We start from the raw sequence: 18,761 nt of genomic DNA, 5'->3' as shown, positions 1-18,761 counted from the left end.
GGCGAGGGAGGCGCGTGGTTACGACATGCGCAGGGCCGTTTCGAGGACGGGGCCGATGACCGCCCGGGAGTCCGGGCGCAGCATCTGGGCGTGGCCGCAGGGCACGTCGTGGACCTCGATGTCGCCCTCGATGTGGGGGTCCCACAGGGACGGCGTCAGGCCGTTTGCGGGGTCCTCTTCCGTGGCGCGGAAGAACAGGACGCCGCCCTTGAAGGTGCGCGGGGTGTAGCGGCGCATCAGCCGGGCCTGGTCGGCGAAGTTGCCGACCATGGTCTCGATGGTCGACGGTTCCAATGCTCCCAGCGGGCTGCCCGTGTCACGCAACGCGTCGCGTACGACCGCCGCGTCCAGCGGGGCATCGTCGTCCCACGCGGACAGGTCGAGCCCGAGCGCGGTCAGCAGGGCGCGGAAGACGGTGTCTCGTCCGGCGTCCTCCAGCCCGTCGGCAGGTGCCACGGGGAAGGCGTCGAGGATCGTCAGCAGGGCCACCTCCTCGCCGGCGTCCTGGAGTTGGACGGCGATTTCCTGAACCACGTTCCCGCCGAAGGACCAGCCGAGCAGCCGGTAGGGGCCGTGTGGCTGGACGGAGCGCAGCTGGGCGACGTAGTGGGCCGCCATCGCCTCGATGCTGTCGGGGAAGTGCCGGGTGCCGTCCAGGTTGGGGGTCTGCAGCCCGTAGACCGGCCGGTCGGTGACGTGCTGCAGCAGGCCCGCGTAGGACCAGGCGAGGCCGCCGGCCGGGTGGACGCAGAACAGGGGCGGCAGACCGCCGGTGACGCGCAGCGGAAGCAGGCACGCCAGATCCGCCGTGGCTCGGTCGCCGTCCGACGACGGCGTGTCGTGTTCCGACAGAGCAGCGGCAAGCCCGGCGGGCGTCGGGGTCTCGAACAACGCGCGGATCCCCAGCTCGGTGCCGGTGGAGTCCCGCACACGGGCCAACAGCCGCGCAGCCAGCAGCGAGTGCCCGCCGAGGGCGAAGAAGTCGTCGTCCGCCCAGCACTGATCGAGGCCGAGGGCCTCGGCGAACAAAGCGCAGAGAAGATCCTCGCGCGGTCCGGCGGGAGGGCGTCCGGTTCCTCGTGCCAGGTGCTCGTCGTCCGGGTCCGGCAGAGCGGTGGCATCGAGCTTGCCGCTCGCCGTGAGCGGCAGCTCGTCGACGGTGACGAACGCCGCGGGAACCATGTAGCCGGGCAGTTCGGCCGCCACAGCGGCCCGCAGGGCGTCGCGGACCGGCACGGTCGGCACGTCGGCCGTGGCCGATGCGTGGGCGGGCACGACATAGGCGACGAGCCGGTCCGCACCGCGGTCTCCCGCTCCTGCCCCCGCGCGGGCGACGACGGCTGCCCGCGCGATGCCGGGCTGCCGCTCCAGCACGGTCTCGATCTCAGCGGGCTCCACCCGGAATCCACGTACCTTGATCTGCTGGTCTGCCCGACCGCGGAACTCCAGTCGGCCGTCCGCCGCACAGCGGACGAGGTCTCCGGTGCGGTACATGCGCTCGCCCGGCGGACCGAAGGGGTCGGGGACGAAGCGGGCGGCGGTCTCGCCCGGCCTGCCGACGTAACCGCGGGCCAGGCAGGCACCGGCGAGATACAGCTCTCCGGTCGAGTTGGGCGCGACGGGTCGCAGGAAGCGGTCGAGGACGTAGGAGCGGGTCCCGGTGACAGGCGTGCCCAGGACGGGGGTTTCCGTGCCGTCGAGAGGTGCATGGAGGGTGTCCACCGTGGCCTCGGTGGGGCCGTAGAGGTTCCATACGGTCAGGGCGGGCACCTCACGAAGTCGCTGCCAGAGGCCGGGTGGTACGGCCTCGCCGCCGAGGGCCAGTACGGACGGGTGGTGGCCGCCGGCCGCGGGATCGCACAGCCCCGCGTCGAGCAGAGCGGCCGCGTGGCTGGGCGTGGTCTCCAGCACATCGATGCCTTCTTCGCGGACCGTCCGGACGAGTGCCGCGGGATCCCGCCGGGTGTCGTTGTCGATGATCAGCAGTTCGTTCCCGTCGAGCATCCACAGGACCGGATCCCATGAGGCGTCGAAGGACAGTGAGGCGGTCAGGGCGACCCGGAGCCTGCGCCCACCGGCCGCGGTCCGCGCCGGGGCGAAGAGCGCGTGCCGGTGGTGCTCCCACAGCTGGGCCAGTGACCGGTGCTCGACGGCAACGCCCTTGGGGCGTCCGGTGGAACCCGACGTGTGCAGCACATATGCCGTGTCCCTGGGGCCGGGCGTTCCGGTGCGCGGAGGCACGCCGGGCAGTGCCGCCAGAGCGGCAGTCGTGTCGGCGGCGTCCAGCAGGACCGTCCGCCAGGGACCGTCGGGGACCCGGTCCGCAGTCGTCGTGGTCGCGAGGACCACCGTGGGCTGGGCATCGTCCAGTACAGCGCCGACCCGCGCCCCGGGCAGGGCGTCGTCGAGCGGGGCGTACGCACCGCCCGCGGACAGCACTCCGAGCATCGCGGTGATCGATGCGGCCGAGCGCGGCAGCAGGACGGCGACCGTCCGGTCGGGTCCCACGCCGTGGGCCCGCAGCAGGTGGGCCAGTCGGGCACTGTCCTGGGCCAGTTCGGCGAAGGAGAGGGCGTGCGCACCGTGGCGCACGGCGATGTCGCTGCTGCGCGCCGCCCCGGCCGTGGCCTCGAAGCCGGCGAGCACGGTCGGGCTGGCCGAGCTCGACCGCGGGCCCTGCCAGCGTGCGAGCAGGGCGTTGCGTTGCCCGGCCAGTGCATCGTGGCGGGAGAGCGGCACGTCCGGGTCCGCGACGACGAGCCGGACCAGTTCGACGAAGGAGTCGGCCAGGCTCTGTGCCGTGTCGGCGTCGAAGAGGTCCCGCGAGAACTCCAGTTCGCCGGTCAGCCGTCCGTCGTCGGACTGCTCCGAGAAGTTGAAGGACAGGTCGAACTTGGCGGCGGCCGTGTCCACTCCCCGCACGGTGGCATGAAGGCCCGGCAGGTCCAGTACGGGCTGCCCGGCGTTGTTGAGGGACAGCATCACCTGGAAGAGCGGGTGCCGGGCGAGCGAGCGCGGCGGGGCCAGATGCTCCACGAGTGATTCGAAAGGCAGGTCCTGATGCGCGTACGCGGCCAGGTCGGTCTGCCGAGCGCGTGCCAGCAGGGTTCGGAAGTCGGGGTCGCCGTCGGTGCGCACGCGCAGCGTCAGGGTGTTGACGAAGAAGCCCACCAGTCCTGCGAGCGCCTCGTCGGACCGTCCGGCGACGGGACTGCCGACGACGATGTCGTCGCCCGCTCCGTGGCGCTCCAGCAGCGCGCAGAGCACGGCGTGCAGTGCCATGAAGGTGCTGGCGCCCTCGCGCCGGGACAGGGCCGCGAGTCGTCGGCCGTCGTCCTTCGTGAGCGGCAGGGTGACCTTGCCGCCGCTCCCGGTGGCGTGCTCCGGGCGGGGCCGGTCGGTGGGGAGGGTCGCTTCGACGGGCGCTCCGGCCAGCGCGTCCTTCCAATGGGCGAGCTGGCGGGCGTGCGCACTGTCGGGGTCGTCGGGCTGCCCGAGGACGTCCTGCTGCCAGAGCGCGTAGTCGCCGTACTGCACCGGGAGCGGCGTCCACGCGGGGGCGTGTCCGGTGGTCCGGGCGGCGTAGGCGGCGGCCAGGTCCTGTGCGAGCGGGCCCATGGACCAGGCGTCGGCGGCGATGTGGTGGAGCGTCAGGAGGAGCACGTGCTCCTCGGCCGCGATCTCCAGCAGTTCGGCGCGCAGCGGCAGGTCTTCGGTGAGGTCGAACCCTTCCCGGGCCGACGCGCTCAACGCCTCGGCGATCCGGTCCGCAGTGCAGGGGGTGACGGTGAGAGCCGGACGGGACGCACCCGCGGGCAGCACGCGCTGGACCGGGGTGCCGGACCGGCCGGCCGCCTCGCGGAAGACCGTGCGCAGGCTCTCGTGCCGGGCCACGACGTCGCCCAGCGCACGGTGCAGGGCGGCGGTGTCCAGCCGCCCCCGCAGAGCCACCGCCATGGGGAGGTTGTACGAGGGATCTCCCGGGCGCATGCGGTTGAGGAACCACAACCGGTGCTGCGCGTAGGACAGGGGGATGTCGGCGGACCGGCCGGTCCGGGCGTGCAGCGTCGGCCGGCCGCGGGCGGCCCCGTCGAGATGCGGGGCGAGTCCGGCGGGGGTGGGGTGCTCGAACAGGGCGCGCACGGGGATCTCGACTCCGAACGCGTTCCGGATGCGGTTGACGATCCGCGTGGCCAGCAATGAGTGCCCACCGAGCGCGAAGAAGTCGGCGTCCCGGCCGACGGGACCGGTGCCGAGGCACTCCGCGAAGAGGGCGCAGAGGATCTCCTCCTGCGGCGTGCGCGGACGCTCTCCCTCGTCGGACGGCTCCGCTCCCGGGTCCGGCAGGGCGGCGAAGTCCGTCTTGCCGTGCGCGGTCAGCGGGATGTCCTCGACCAGCGCGAGGCGGGTCGGTGTCATGTAGGCGGGAAGGCGGCCTGCGACGAACGAGCGCAGCAGCGCGACGGTGGGTTCCGCCGCCGCCCGCTCCGGCACGGCCCAGGCGACCAGCCGGCCGCCGTCCTCGCCCTCCTGGACGGTCACCACCGCCTGGCGTACGGCGGGGTGCGCGGTCAGTGCCGCTTCGACCTCGCCGGTCTCGACGCGGAACCCGCGCACCTTGACCTGGGAGTCCGTACGGCCCATGAAGACAAGGGAGTTGTCGGGGCGCCTGCGTACCAGGTCGCCGGTCCGGTACATGCGGCTGCCCGGAGGGCCGTAGGGGTCGGCGAGAAAACGGTCCGCGGTCATGCCGGTCGCCGCGTCGTACCCGCGGGCCACACCGGCCCCGGCCAGGTACAGCTCGCCGGTGACGCCAGGGGGCGCGGGGCTCAGCCGTGCGTCGAGCACGCGGGCACGCATTCCCGTGATCGCCCGGCCGATGGCCGGTGTCGACCCGCGAGTCACCGGAGCGATCACACTGTCCACGGTCGTCTCGGTCGGTCCGTAGAGGTTCCACACGGTGACACCGGCCAGCTCCGCGAGCTCCTTCCACAACTTCTCGTGCAGCGGCTCGCCGCCCAGGGCCACGACGCGAGGCCAGGGCCTACCGGGCGCGAACAGGCCGCAGCCACGCAGCTGTTCGAGGAACGACGGTGTCGTCTCGATGACGTCGATCCGTCGTTCGTGCAGCAGCCGCACGAGCGCCTCTGGATCGCGGCGACTCGCGTCGTCCACCAGGTGCAGTTCATGCCCCGCGACCATCCACAGCAGGGGATCCCAGGATGCGTCGAAGGTCGCCGCCGCGGTGAGGGCCACCCGCAGCGGGCGTCCGTTGTTGGCCCTCTCGGCAGGACCGATCAGGTGACGCACGTGATGGCGCAGCAGGTTGGCGAGTGCCCGGTGCTCCACCACGACCCCCTTGGGCCGGCCGGTCGACCCCGACGTGTGCAGCACGTAGGCGGGGTCGGAGCCGTCCGGGCCGTCCGTCGGCAGCGTCGCGGTGAGGGCGTCCGCCGCAGGCAGGTCGTCCAGGTAGAGGGCGGGGATGCGGACGTCCGGCAGGGCCGCGCGGAACCTCCGCTCGGTGAGCAGCACGGTCGGCTGTGCAGAGTCCAGGATCGAGGCGTTTCGCTCTGCCGGATGCGTCGGATCCAGCGGCACATAGACCGCGCCCGCGCGCAGCACGCCGAAGACGGCCGCGATCTGCCGCCCGGAGCGGGGCAGCGCTACGGCGACGCGCTCTCCCGGGCGCACCCCGGCGGCGATCAAACGCCGTGCCACGCCGTGCAGTTCATCGGTCAGGTCGCCGAACGTCAGGGTGCTGTGCCCGTCGGTCACGGCAATGCGGTTCGGGGTGACCGCCGCCTGGGTGTCGAGCACGTCGTACACGCTGTGCACCAGTTCCTGCCCCCGGTGGATCTCGCCGTCCCGCGCGCCGGTGTCGAGGGCGGCTTCCCGTTGATCCTTGGTGAGCATGTCCAGGTCGCTCAGGCGCGCGTCGGGAGTGGCGAGCGCCGAGCGCAGCAGGCGGACGAAATGGTCGACGAAGCGGCGCACCGTGCTCTCGTCGAACAGTTCGGAGCTGTACTCCACCTCGCCGTCCAGACCCCCGGGTGATCCGTCGGGGCTGTGCGTCTCGGTGAAGTCCCAGGTGAGGTCGAATTTCGCGGTGTTGCGGTCCGCCGGGAGGACGTGCGCCTGAACACCGGGCAGTTCGAATCGGGGCGCAGCTGTGTTGTTCAGGGCGAGCATCACTTGGAAGAGCGGGTGCCGGGAGCGCGACCTCGGCGGTGCGAGAGCTTCCACCAACTGCTCGAAGGGCAGGTCCTGGGAGCTGTAGGCGTGCAGGTCCGTCCTGCGCACCCGTTCCAGAAGATCCCGGAACGCCGGGTCGCCGCCAGTGTCGATGCGGAGCACCAGCGTGTTGACGAAGAAGCCCACGACGTCGTGGAACTCCTCTTCGTCGCGTCCCGCGACCGGGGTTCCGACGACGATGTCGTCGCCTGCGCCCAGCCGGTGCAGCAGGGCGGCGAGCACACCGTGCAGGACCATGAAGGGGCTGACACCGGCCTGTCGGGCGAGGGCGGTCAGAGCGCGATGCTCCGTGGCGTCCAGGCGCACGGGTACACGGCCTCCGCGGAAGGTGGCCCGTTCCGGTCGCGGACGGTCGTGGGGCAGGGGGAGTTCGGGCGGCAGGTCCTCCAGCGTCTCCCGCCAGCCGGTCAGTTGGCGCGCGATGAGCGAGTCGGCGTCCGTCCGGAAACCGAGCCGCTCCTGCTGCCGCAGCGCATAGTCCGCGTACTGGGCGCGCAGTGGTGTCCAGCGCGGTTCGCGCCCTTGCAGACGGGCCTCGTACGCCTCGCTCAGGTCGCGGACCAGGGGCCCCATCGACCAGCCGTCGGCCACGATGTGATGCAGCGTCAGAAGAAGCAGATGAGTCCGGGCGTCCGCGTCCGGCTCACCGGTGGGCACCAGGACGGCGTGCACCGGGGGCTGTCGCGACAGGGTGAAGTCGGGCCCGGGGAAGTCCCCGGGGCGCGCGTCCGGTCGTGCTGGACTCACCTGCAGCGCCACGGTGCACTCGCTGGGGGGCAGCACGACCTGGTGCGGACCCTGCTCGTCCTCCTGATAGACGGTGCGCAGGCTCTCGTGCCGTGCCAACAGGTCGGCGAAGGCTGCCTGGAGGGCAACGATGTCGAGGTCGCCTTCGAGACGGATGGCGACGGGGATGTGGTAGCGCGCACCGCCCTCCCCCATGTGCTCGAGGAGCCACAGCCGGTGCTGGGCCGCCGAGAGCGGCAGGCGAGTGGGGCGCTGCCGGATGACGGGGGCGGCGGATTCGCGCTCGCCTCGCGGGGAGCCGCGTTGGGCTTCGACCTCTCGTGCGAGTGCGGCGACCGTCGGCGCCTCGAAAAGGGCACGCACCGCAAGTCGCACGCCCGTTCGCTCGGCCACGGCGCTCAGCAGACGGGTGGCCAGGAGGGAGTGGCCCCCGAGCATGAAGAAGTCGTCCTCCCTTCCGACTTCGGCCAGGCCGAGCAGGTCGGCCATTGCCGCGCAGACCTCTTCCTCCGTCCTCGTGACCGGCGCGTTCGATACGCCTGCGGAAACGGGGGTGGCCTCCGGGAGGGCTGTCGCGTCCAGCTTTCCGTTCGGGGTCAGCGGGAGTCGATCGACCAGCGCGTAGACCGCGGGCACCATGTGCGCCGGCAGCGTCGACACCAGCGCGTCCCGCACCGGACGCAGGTCGTCGCGCACCCGCGCTCCTGCCGCGTCGCCGGACGGCACGACGTAAGCGGCCAGCTGTTCCCCGTCCGGGCCGCCACCGAGGACGACGGCGGCCTGTTCGATTCCCGGCAGCGCCGTGAGCGCCGCTTCGATCTCACCCGTTTCCACCCGGTGGCCGCGGACCTTGATCTGTCCGTCGCTGCGTCCGACGAACTCCAGAGAGCCGTTCTCGTGCCACCGCACCAGGTCCCCGGTGCGGTACATACGCGCCCCCGGCTCTCCGAAGGGGTCGGCGAGGAAGCGGTCTGCGGTCAGCCCGGGCTGACCGGCATAGCCGCGCGCCACCCCCTCTCCGGCGAGGTAGAGCTCCCCGGTCACGCCGCTCGGCAGCAACCGCAGGGCCGCGTCCAACACGTAGGAGCGTGCGCCTCGGACCGGGCGCCCGATCACCGGGGCCGAGCCGGACACGCGCGCGGTGACGGCGTCCACGGTCGTTTCGGTGGGGCCGTAGAAGTTGTAGGCGACGAGGGACCGTTCGGAGGCAAGGCGCTGCCACAGCTCGGCGTTGACCGGTTCGCCGCCCAGAGCGATCACCGTGGGGCGGTGCGGCGCCGTCCGGGCCGTGCCGGTTTCCTCAGAGGTGAGGCCGGCGGCCAGAAGCTGCTGGAGGAAGCTGGGGGTGGTCTCGATGACGTCGACACGTTCGGCGCGCAGGAAGGCGACCAGTGCCTCCGGATCGCGGCGCGTGGTGTCGTCCACGATCTGCAGGTGGTGTCCGCTCAGCATCCACAGCAGCGGGTCCCAGGAGGCGTCGAAGGCGGTCGCCGCAGTGAGCGCGACACGCAACCGGCGGCCCCGGGCGGCTTCCGCGCTCGCGTGGGACTCCTCGCGATGGTGGGCCAGCAGATTGCTGATCGAGCGGTGCTCGACGAGAACGCCCTTGGGCCTGCCCGTCGAACCGGACGTGTAGATCAGGTAGGCCGCGTCCTCACCACGCGGTCCACCCGCGGCAGGAGCGGACGCCTGAGCCGGGAGACGGGACAGGCTCCGGACCTTCGTGGTGGCCGGTGCCAGCGCGGCGACCGGGCTGCCGGGCGCGCAGAGGAGGAGGGCGGGAGCCGCGTCGGCCAGCAGATGGGCGATGCGCTCGGACGGATAGGAAAGGTCCACGGGCAGGTAGACCGCACCGGCGCGCAGGACGGCGAGCGGAGCGACGACGGTGTCGACCGAGCGGGGCAGCGCGACCGCGACGACCGTGCCGCGCGCCGCTCCGTCGGCCCGCAGCACCGAGGCCGCCGCGTCGACGGCCTTGTCCAGCTCGGCGAACGTGACGTTGCGTGTGCCGTCACCGACGGCGGGCGCGTCGGGCGTCTCTCGGGCCAGCCGTGCCAGCACCTCCGGCAGAGTCGGCTCGGCGTCGGCCGAGGGCCCGCCCCGGTCCGCGTCGCCCCTGTCGTCCGGCAGGCCGCTTCCCATGGCCAGCAGTAGGTCGCGTTCTTGCGGGCCCGCGAGTTCGAGCGCGCCGAGGAGGCGCTCCGGGTGAGTCACGAGTTCCTCGGTGACCCGCACGATCCGTTCGAGGTGTCCCGCCGCCGTGCGGTCGTCGTACAGCGCCGCGTTGGCCAGGACGTCGATGCGGGCGCTCGCGCCGCCGGGCGCGGGGTGCACGGCGAGGGTGAGGTCGTCGACCGGTCCGAGCGAGAGATTGTGGAGCGTGCCGGACGCCTCACCGAACCGGAGGTCCCCGTCGAAGGCCAGCACATTCACCGACGGCCCGGTCAGGAACTCACCCTGCCGCAGTCCCCTCTGCCTGCGCAGTTCCTGCGCGGGGAACCGTTGGTGGCGCAGAACGGCCCGCATGGCGTCCGTCGTCTGCCGCAGCAGCTCCTGGGCCGTGTCCTGAGCGGACAGGTGCAGCCGCAGTGGAAGAACCTGGGACATCATCCCTGGTGTCTCCCGTGCGATCCGGGTCCGCCGTCCGGTCACCGGCATGCCGAGGAGCAGGTCGCCCGCCCCGCGCATCCGGTGCAGGTAGACCGCCGTCCCCGCGACGAACAGCGTGGGCCAGGCCACCTTGGCGCGCCGCGCGCCGTCCCGCAGTCGCTGCCACCGGTCGCCGTCCAGCACGGTCGACTGCCGCACCACCTGTTCCCCGGCAGAAGCCGTGGCATCGGCCAGCCGTTCGGGGGCCGGGGCCCCCGTCAGCCGGTCGCGCCAGTAGTTCGCGTCCTCGTCGTACTGCGCCGACTCCGGGTACTGACGGGCCTCGGCGACCAGAGGTCCCAGGGGGCGGGGGGCGAAGGGCACGTGGGCACCGGCCGCGAGCAGACCGTAGGCCTCGGCGATCCGGCTGAGTGCCACAGCCGCTCCGTATCCGTCCAGCACCAGGTGGTGCGTGCGCAGATACAGCAGATGACGTGCTCGCGAGAGCTTGTAAAGAGCGAAGGACGTCACCGCGGCGCCGGTCACGTCCACGGGAGCCGCGAGGTCTCGGCGCATCGCCTCGCGCGCCTCGTTCTCGCCGTTCGCATTCGCGGACAGGTCGACGAACGGGACAGCGGTCCGCAGGTCCCGGCGAACGACCTGGCGCAGCGATGAGTCATCACCACCGCCGGATATCGCCGCGCGCATCGCGTCGATCTCGCCGGCCACATGCCTCACAGCTCGACGCAACACCTCAGGGTTCAACTCCCCCTCGATGTCGACATATTCGGCGATCGTGAACTCACTGCTCATCGGACGGAGCTCGTGCGCCAGCCACAAGGACTCCTGAGCCGGAGTCACGGCGAGGGAGTCGGCAGATTCCTCAACCATGCGACCGTCCCAGTTCCGACGTTCCCGTGCCGACACCGTCGACCACCCTTCCGATCCCATTCGGTTCGATGCGTATGCGAAGCAGACGACGCATCGACTTCCGTGCCTAATCCGTGACGCATGGGATTACGGATTGGTGTGTGACACACGACACGCTTTGTTACCGACGCGTAGAACGTCCGCATTCTGCTCCTCGAAACGGACCCATCCACCTCGCATGAGGGCTACGGATCAAGGGCGCAAGACGCAACCGGCGAGAAGCCGCCGAACTCCATACGCAGAGGAGCAGACTCGATGCACCGATCAGGGTGGGGCAGGACGTTGAGCGCGATGGCCGTGGCAGGCAGCGTCGCGATCCTGGGGCTCACGGGGGCGGCAAGCGCGTCCGCCGCCGACGCCCCAGCCATGAAGGAGGCTGGACGGTCATCTCAATCCGTACCGCTCATGACCCACAGCACGCAGAGCCACCAGGCCGGCTACCGCGGAACACAGGGCTTCAACCTGTGCCTGCTCTCCCGGTGTTCCATCGGGTCCGATGGACATGCCTCCGGTGGGATAGGGCTCGTCCAGGGAGGCAACCTGTGCCTGCTGTCCTCGTGCGCGGTGCGGCCGTGAAAATCTCGCCCGAGCCGGACCGGCCCCTGGCCTGACGAGGAATCCCCATACCGTCGGCCCGCCCACAAAGCCGCTCATCAGCACGAGGAAAATGTGCCTGGCGGCGATGCGCGCGCCTGGTTCCAGGGCGCGGGCCGGTTGCGGCCCGCGCCCGCCCTGCTGTTCCGCTCAGCTCTCCTGTGGCGGGTCACCCTTCAGGGCCACGAAGTGGTGGGCACCGGCCGCGATGGCCCGTACGTCCTTGCCGCCCGTCACGTTCGTCACCGAGGGCGACCTAGTAGACGACTTCAAGAAGATCTCCAGCTGGGCGGCGATCCTGTTCGCCCCGACGCTGGTCGGCACGATCTACGGGATGAACTTCGAGAACATGCCCGAGCTGGGCTGGAGCTTCGGGTATCCGTTCGCGATCGGGCTGATGGCGCTGGTGTGCGTGAGCCTGTACTTCGTGTTCAAGCGGCGGGACTGGTTGTAGGCGCGCACCGTTAGGCGCGCGGCGCCCGCGCCAGCGCGTCCACGGTCACGCCCACGACAGCCTGGAGCTGCGCCGGGGTCGCCCCGGCCCTGCTCATGACGGCGAGCGATTGATTCACCGCCGCCGCGTGTACGGCGAAGGTCTCGGCGTCCTGGTCGGTGAGCCCGCCGACCGTCAATGCCGCGCGCAAGCGCCGGCGCTGGGAGCCGAGGGCCTGCTTGGCGTGCGCCGCGACGCCCGGGCTCAGCACCGGGATCGCCATGGCCGACTGGGCGATCAGGCATCCGTCAGGGAGTTCGGGGTCGGCGATGCGCTGGAGGGTGACGTCGAAGAACGCGCGAACGGCGGCGACGGGTTCCGGGGCCGCGCTCGTCAGGGCGGCGGCGTACTTCTCGCCGTAGCGCGCGGCATAGCGATCCAGGCAGCGCAGGAAGAGCGTGTCCTTGTCGCCGAGGGAGGAGTAGATGGAGCTGCGGTTCAGGCCGGTCGCCCGGGAGAGATCGTCCAGTGAGGTGTCGGCGTAGCCGTCGCGCCAGAACTGGATCATCGCGGCGTCGAGCGCCGTGTCCATGTCGAACTGCTTCTTGCCTGCCACGCGCTACTTCCTTGCCGGTGCGTCGGTACGTCGATGGTTCGGGCCGTGCCGCGCACCATCTTATCTTGAACTGTTTGGTTCAACATGCGTTAGCCTTCAGGAGTCGCGCACCCGACAGCTATGGAGGATCCCCATGACCGGCCCGACAGTGAGCAACCCCGTCCCCGACCTGCCCCTGCGGCAGCTGGGCGGATTCACGCACCGGTGGGTCGACGCGGACGGCGTCCGCCTGCATGCCGTCGACGGCGGGCGGCCGGACGGGCCGGCCGTCGTCCTGCTCGCCGGGTTCCCGCAGACCTGGTGGGCCTGGCGGAAGGTGATGCCCGGGCTCGCCGACCGGTTCCGCGTCCTCGCGATCGACCTGCCGGGTCAGGGCCACTCCGAACGCCCGGAGGGCAGCTACGACACGCACATCGTCGCCGCGCACGTGCACACCGCCGTACAGGCTCTCGGAGTGTCGACGTACACCCTGGTCGCCCACGACGTCGGCGCCTGGGTCGCCTTCTCCCTCGCCCTCGGCTTCGAGAGCCACCTGCGCGGGGTCGCTCTGCTCGACGCCGGAATTCCGGGCATCAGCCTCCCGGAGTCGATTCCCACCGACCCGGACCGCGCGTGGAAGACCTGGCACTTCGCGTTCCACACGGTGCCCGACCTGCCCGAGACACTGCTGGCCGGCCGTGAACGCGACTACGTCGGCTGGTTCTTGAGGGCGAAGACCCTGTCGCCCGACACGTTCGACGACGCCGAGATCGACCACTACGCGGCGGCCGTCGCCGCCGACGGCGGCCTGCGCGCTTCCCTCGCCTACTACCGGGACGCCGCGGAGTCGGCGCGCAAGAACCGCGAGGCGCTCGGGCGGCGCCACCTGACCGTGCCCGTCCTCGGCGTCTCCAGCAGCCACGGCTCCGTTCCGGACATGGCCGCCGCCATCGGCCCGTGGGCCGAGAACACCACCCGGGTCGTCGTGCCCGACGCCGGACACTTCATCCCCGACGAGCAGCCCGAAGCTGTCGCCGCCGCGCTGGCGGACTTCATCGCCGACGGCGGCTGTCCCACCGGGCACCCGGCGAGGTGAACTCCCTGCTCAGGGGCGCGCTCGTCGCCGGACGAGCGCGCCCCGTTCGGCGTCAGGCAGGCGTCACCACGTCCCGGGGGCGGGCGGGGCGACGACGGCCGGGCGGTCGTCGCACGTGATGGTGTTGGGGAGTTCCCAGGGGGCGAGCCAGGGGCCGGTGGTGCCGCCGCCGTCGTTGCCTCCGCGGTCCTGGACGGTGAACTCCGATCCTGTCGAGGGGAAGTTGAAGGAACCGCAGTTGTTGATTCCGACGGCGCCGACGTTGCGGGCGTCGACGTTCTCGAAGGAGGCCGAACCGGCGGAGCGGGCGCTGAGCACCGAGGTGCCGGTGCCGTCCACGCGGATGTCCTTGAAGTGGACACCCTCGATCTTGTACTTGTCCTTCACCGGGAAGTCGGACACGAACATGATCGCGTTGTAGGTGTTGTCCAGGAAGTGGTCGCCGGTGACCTGGATGTCCGCGTCGATGTCCTTCTCCAGCGCGTAGAACCAGATGGCGCCCAGGCCGATCCGCCAGTTCAGTTCGAACGTGCCCGCGCGCACCGTGGTGTTGTCGGTGATCTTGAGCTGGCCGGTGAAGGGTTCGGCGCCGAAGCGCGAGCCGACCTGGATCGCGCTGCCCTCCCTGATCGGGTCGGCGATGAGGTTGCCGGTGACGGTGTTGTCCGTGCCGCCGTAGATCGCGATGCCGTTGGCGAGGACGGGGGTCTGGACGGTGTTGCGGGAGAAGGTGTTGCGCGCGTTGCCGGTCTTCTCCGACCACATGGCGAGCGCGTCGTCGCCCGTGTTGCGCACGAAGTTCCCGGAGACCGTCGAATCGGTCACGCCCGTATGGAAGTTGAGGCCGTCGGCGATCTGGTCGGCGATGACGTTGCCGGTGACGCGCAGCCCGCGCATCGGGCCGTCGAACCACAGGCCGACCTTGGTGTGGTGCAGGTACAGGCCGGAGACGCTGGAGTCGTTGAGCGCGCCGCCCACGGCGTTGACCTGGTCGGTGTCGATCCGTTCGCGTACGTCGCCCTCGACGGCGAAGCCCGACAGGTGGACGTCGCTGCTGCCGCCGTCCGCCGCGTCCTTGCCGTAGAAGCCGACGCCGGTGTGCACCGAGCCGTCCGGTGCCGGGGTGCTCAGGGCGACCTCGCGGCCCTTGAAGACGGTGTACCAGCTGCCCGCGCCGGCGATCGTCACGTCGTCCACGACGATGTGCCGGTCGACCTTGTACGTGCCCGGCGGGACGTACACCTTGAGGTGCTTGCGCTGGGCGAAGGCGATGGCCTTGTCCAGGGCCCCGGCGGAGTCGCGGCGGCCCAGCGGATCGGCGCCGAAGGCCAGTACGTTCGCGGCGCCGAGTACGACGTGCGGCGGCGCCACGAGTTCCGAGTCGAGCAGGTCGATCACGGTCCAGGCGGCCGGGGTGCGGGCGGGCACGCTCAGGCGCACCGTGTCGCCCGCGTGATAGGTCCGGCCCAGCTTCAGCCGCTGCTCGTCGTAGAAGTGGCTCGGCCGGAACGGCTTGTCGACGGCCGGGGCGGGCGTGGTCGCGCTCGGCACGCACTGGCACTCGGTGATCCACCAGTCCGGGTGGAGCAGGTCCGCCTGCGGGTCGTTGCTGAACGGGTACTGGTTGTAGAGCCACGAGTACTGCGAGGTGAGCGTCATCGAGGCGCGGCGCGCACCGTTCACCGAGACGTCCAGCGGCGCCGTGATGCCGCCGCCGCCCGCGGAGTCCGGGATGCTGTAGCGGACCGTGACGGCGTTGGCCGTGCGCGGCAGGACGAAGTCGACGTACTGGCCCGGCCGGAGCTTGACGGCGCTGCGGCCCGACGCCTCGGACGGGAGGGTGTAGGCGGTGCGGTCGGGTCCGATGACCGTGCCGTTCGTCGAGGCGTTCTCCGCCTCCTGTTCGGCGAAGGGCACCTCGGCGCCGCGGCCCGCGACGAGCGCGGGGTCGAGGCCCGCGCGCGTCACGACGGGCCGGGCGTCGGCCCTCGGCCCGGCCACGGCGTCGGTGCCGACCAGCGTGAGGCCGAGGGAGGCGGACACCGCGACGAGCACGGTGGCGATCCTGGCGGGTCTTCGCGCTCTGCCCGGTCTTCGCGGCGGGACGTCGAGCCGTCCCGCGGCCGCGCGGGTGCTGTACGACGACATCAGTTCCTCGTTTCTCTCACGGGTGCGGTGACAGTAGGGCGGCCGTGGCCGCCCCCACAAGAGAAGAGCGAGGAGTTTTCGTCGCCGAATCGGCAATCTACGTAATTCTGTTGAGATTTTGCGCGGGTGGCAGCTCCACGGTGGAGACGACGCGGGTGAGCGACGGCCTGCGCGGCACGGACCCGAATCCGAAGCGGACGGGAGGATCCACCGCGCGCAGCGCCCCGAGGTCCGCGCCGTCCCAGGTGGCGTCGACGGCGGTGACCAGGTGGTGGTCGAGCGCCGCGTACCACTCGCGCCGTCCGCCCCCGGCGCTGCCGCGCGTGCGGACGCCGGACATCAGCCACCGGGCGGGCAGGTCGCACACGGCCGCCCAGGCCGGCTCGACCGCCACCCGGCGCGGGACGGCGCGCAGCACATGGCCGAGCAGGTCCCGGCGCCCCGGCGTGATGTTCAGCCGCAGGGGCCCGGCGGTCACCTGCCACGCGGCGGGCGCCGGGGCGACCGTCACGGGGCAGTGCGTGACGGTGTCGAAGGAGTAGGTGCCCGCCACGAAGTCGGCGACCCGGGCGGTCGGGGCGAGCAACTCGCGGTGCCCGTCGGGCCGTTCCACCATCACGTCGGCGAACGGGCCCCAGGGCGACCGCGGCCAGTACCCGACGACCAGCCGTGTCCCGGAGGCCGTGCCGACGCCCGCGATCCAGCCGTCGAAGCGCAGCCGCCGGGCCCGGCGGCGGGTCGCCTCCGTCACAGGCGGGGGCGCTTCACGGCGACGGCGATCTCGACGGCCTGGCCCGTGCCGTAGCTGGGAGCGATCGTGCTGAACGCCTCCCAGCCCTCCGCCCCCAGCTCGTTGAGGTCCTTCTCGATCTGCTCGTAGTCGAAGCCCTTCATCTTCAGCTTGTACTTCAGCACCTTGTACTCCCAGGCGGCCATGCGTCCCAGCTCCCTTCGCGTCGTGACTCATCTCCCCTACCCGGCGACGGCGCTTCAACGGCACGGGGGCCACCGTGTTCACCCGGACACCTCCGGTTCACAGCGCCCGCGCGGTGAAGGGCCCGACGGTGAAGGTGTTCCCGCACACCTCGAGCGTGCCGGGCGCGGCGGTGGTCAGGAACGCGGTGTTGTTCGGCGGATAGACCTTGACGCGCGAGGGCTTGGCCCAGCACTTGCCGTCCGTCACTCCCCGGTCGGGGGTCTGCACCACCGCGTGCGCGGTCCGTCCGGCCTTGAGCACGACGTTCTCCGCGCTGCCGTTGTTCGACCGCGTGGCGGGCCGGCCGATGCGCTTGCCGGAGCTGTCGGTCAGCGAAAGACCGGGGTAACCCTTGAGCGCGCAGGTCCCGTCCGTGGTGTTGGTCAGGGTCAGGTCGAAGTACTTGCTGTTCATCTCCTGCCCCGTGGCCTTCAGCGCGGCCTTCAGGTCGGCGGTGGTGCAGTCGCTGCCCATCCGGGGCCGCGCGTCGGTCGTGCTCGCGCCGGTGGTGCCCGCGCCGGTCGCGGAGGGGTACGCGGTACGGGAGGCGGCCCCGTTCGGGGTCGCGCCGGAGGTGGACTCCTCCGCCGACGGCGCTGCCCCGGTCGGCGTCGGGCTCTGTGCTGTCGCGTGCGCCTGGTTCCCGCCGCCGTCGGCACCGCACGCGGTCACGGCGACCACGCCCACGGTCACGAGCGCCGCCGCGTACAGGCTCGTCTTCCTGTTCGTCTTTGTCGCGTTCATAGGAATCGGCTGTCCGTCTCGGCCGCGGACATGCGCCGCGCCGGGCTTTCGGCCCGCATTCCCACGCCTCGCCCGCCCGCCTCACACCGTTCTCCCACTCTGCTGCGGCACGGTCGGAGCCTGGAGGAGTTGTTCCGCCACGCCGTCACGCCGTCACGAGGAGAACCGTTGCCCTTTGCAGACGTCCGCAGAAATGTTCCGCTGTGGCTGGGCACGGCCGCGCTCGCGGCCGGCCTGGTCGCGTGCGACAGTGCGCCGAGCAGCAGCTCTCCGCCCCGGCACCCCAACATCGTGTGGGTGCTGACCGACGACCTCTCGTCGGACCTGGTGAACTACATGCCGCATGTGAAGGAGATGCGGAAGGACGGGCTGTCCTTCACCGATTACACGGTCACGGACTCCCTGTGCTGCCCGTCGCGTTCGTCCCTCTTCACGGGCAAGTTCCCGCACAACACTGGGGTGTTCACCAACACACCGCCCGACGGCGGTTTCCAGACCTTCCACGAGAAGGGCAACGAGTCCAAGACGTTCGCCACCGCCCTGCAGAAGCAGGGCTATCGCACGGCGATGATGGGCAAGTACCTCAACGGATACGAGCCGGACATGACCGTGGACGGCGAGAAGAACTACGTACCGCCGGGCTGGAACGAGTGGGACGTGGCCGGGAACGGCTACAAGGAATACGACTACACCCTCAACCAGAACGGCAGGACGGTCGGCTACCAGCACGATCCCGAGGACTATCTGACCGATGTCGTGAGCGGAAAGGGCCAGGAATTCATCGAGAAATCCGTCCAGGACAAGAAGCCGTTCGTCCTCGACATCTCCACGTTCGCGCCGCACGGCCCGGCCACCCCGGCGCCCGAGGACGAGGACAGGTTCACGGACCTGAAGCTACCGAGGCCGCCCGCCTTCGACAGGACGCCTACGGACGCCCCGCAGTGGCTCAAGGACAAGAAGTCCTTCACGCCCCGGCAGATCAAGAAGATCACCAAGACCTATCGCAAGCGCGTGCGCGCGGTGCAGGCCGTCGACCGCATGATCGGTGACCTCCAGGAAAAGCTGAAGAAGGAGGGCGTCTACGACGACACCGTCTTCGCCTTCGCCTCCGACAACGGCTTCCACATGGGCCAGTACCGTCTGATGCCGGGAAAGCAGACCGCCTTCGACACGGACGTGAACGTGCCGCTGATCGTCACCGGTCCGGGCGTCGCGCGCGGGGCGACCACCGACGCCGTCGCGTCCAACATCGACATCTGCCCCACCTTCACGGAGCTGGGCGGCGGCGAGCCCGACCCGCGCGCCGACGGACGCAGCCTGGTGCCCCTGTTCGAGGGCGAGACCCCCGAGGACTGGCCGAAGACCGCGCTGGTGGAGCACCACGGCCCCGACAACTCGCCGAAGGATCCCGACAAACCCCGCAAGGGCAGCGGCAATCCACCGTCCTACGAGGCGCTGCGCACCGATCGGTACACCTACGTCGCGTACCGGAACGGGGCCCACGAGTACTACGACCGCGCCAAGGATCCGGACATGCTGCACAACGTCTACGCGCGGCTGTCCTCGGAGACGAAGGCGCGGCTCACGTCGACGCTGGAGAAGATGCGGGACTGCGCGGGATCGAAGGAGTGCGGCGCCGCGGCTGGCTGACGGA

The 18,761-nt window shown here is 71.1% G+C and carries 8 protein-coding genes and 1 pseudogene; 3 read left to right on the top strand and 6 right to left on the bottom strand.

What is annotated here, in order from left to right:
- Positions 1 to 18 precede the first annotated feature (18 nt).
- Entirely contained in the window at positions 19 to 10,482 is a 10,464-nt protein-coding gene (locus ACFVDP_RS21215) for an amino acid adenylation domain-containing protein (protein WP_383491646.1), read from the bottom strand.
- Positions 10,483 to 11,377: 895 nt separating this feature from the next.
- On the opposite strand from ACFVDP_RS21215, the pseudogene ACFVDP_RS21210 reads away from it, so the two are divergent.
- Positions 11,378 to 11,569, top strand: a pseudogene (locus tag ACFVDP_RS21210) (CorA family divalent cation transporter); the annotation flags it as partial.
- A gap of 10 nt (positions 11,570 to 11,579) precedes the next feature.
- On the opposite strand, the gene ACFVDP_RS21205 reads toward ACFVDP_RS21210, so the two are convergent.
- Positions 11,580 to 12,164 carry a TetR/AcrR family transcriptional regulator gene (locus ACFVDP_RS21205; RefSeq protein ID WP_383491644.1) on the bottom strand — a complete coding sequence of 195 codons (585 nt, stop codon included), beginning with the start codon at positions 12,162 to 12,164 and terminating at the stop codon, positions 11,580 to 11,582.
- Between the two features lie 133 nt (positions 12,165 to 12,297).
- Here ACFVDP_RS21205 and ACFVDP_RS21200 point away from each other — a divergent pair, with 133 nt between their 5' ends.
- The gene (locus tag ACFVDP_RS21200; protein WP_383491642.1) at positions 12,298 to 13,239 is read left to right on the top strand and encodes an alpha/beta fold hydrolase; all 942 of its coding nucleotides are present in this window, start codon (positions 12,298 to 12,300) and stop codon (positions 13,237 to 13,239) included.
- Positions 13,240 to 13,302: 63 nt separating this feature from the next.
- Here the strand turns inward: ACFVDP_RS21200 and ACFVDP_RS21195 are convergent, their stop codons facing one another.
- The 4 genes from ACFVDP_RS21195 to ACFVDP_RS21180 form a co-directional block, all read right to left on the bottom strand.
- The gene (locus ACFVDP_RS21195; RefSeq protein ID WP_383491640.1) at positions 13,303 to 15,387 is read right to left on the bottom strand and encodes a glycosyl hydrolase family 28-related protein; all 2,085 of its coding nucleotides are present in this window, start codon (positions 15,385 to 15,387) and stop codon (positions 13,303 to 13,305) included.
- 97 nt (positions 15,388 to 15,484) lie between these two features.
- Positions 15,485 to 16,138, bottom strand: a complete 654-nt coding sequence (locus tag ACFVDP_RS21190; RefSeq protein ID WP_383491638.1) for a hypothetical protein — start codon at positions 16,136 to 16,138, stop codon at positions 15,485 to 15,487.
- A complete protein-coding gene (locus ACFVDP_RS21185) occupies positions 16,135 to 16,323 on the bottom strand; it encodes a DUF4177 domain-containing protein (protein WP_383491636.1) in 189 nt (62 codons plus the stop codon). The genes ACFVDP_RS21190 and ACFVDP_RS21185 overlap by 4 nt, the downstream gene beginning before the upstream one ends.
- Positions 16,324 to 16,420: 97 nt before the next feature.
- Complete coding sequence (locus ACFVDP_RS21180; protein WP_383491634.1) at positions 16,421 to 17,107, bottom strand: DUF4232 domain-containing protein; 687 nt, start codon at positions 17,105 to 17,107, stop codon at positions 16,421 to 16,423.
- 168 nt (positions 17,108 to 17,275) lie between these two features.
- On the opposite strand from ACFVDP_RS21180, the gene ACFVDP_RS21175 reads away from it, so the two are divergent.
- Positions 17,276 to 18,757 carry a sulfatase-like hydrolase/transferase gene (locus ACFVDP_RS21175; RefSeq protein ID WP_383491632.1) on the top strand — a complete coding sequence of 494 codons (1,482 nt, stop codon included), beginning with the start codon at positions 17,276 to 17,278 and terminating at the stop codon, positions 18,755 to 18,757.
- Positions 18,758 to 18,761: the final 4 nt, after the last annotated feature.

It is taken from the genome of Streptomyces sp. NPDC057694, assembly GCF_042799415.1.
Taxonomy (GTDB): Bacteria; Actinomycetota; Actinomycetes; order Streptomycetales; family Streptomycetaceae; genus Streptomyces.
Note: the sequence above shows the minus strand (reverse complement) of the source record. Positions and strands in the feature narration are given on the sequence as shown.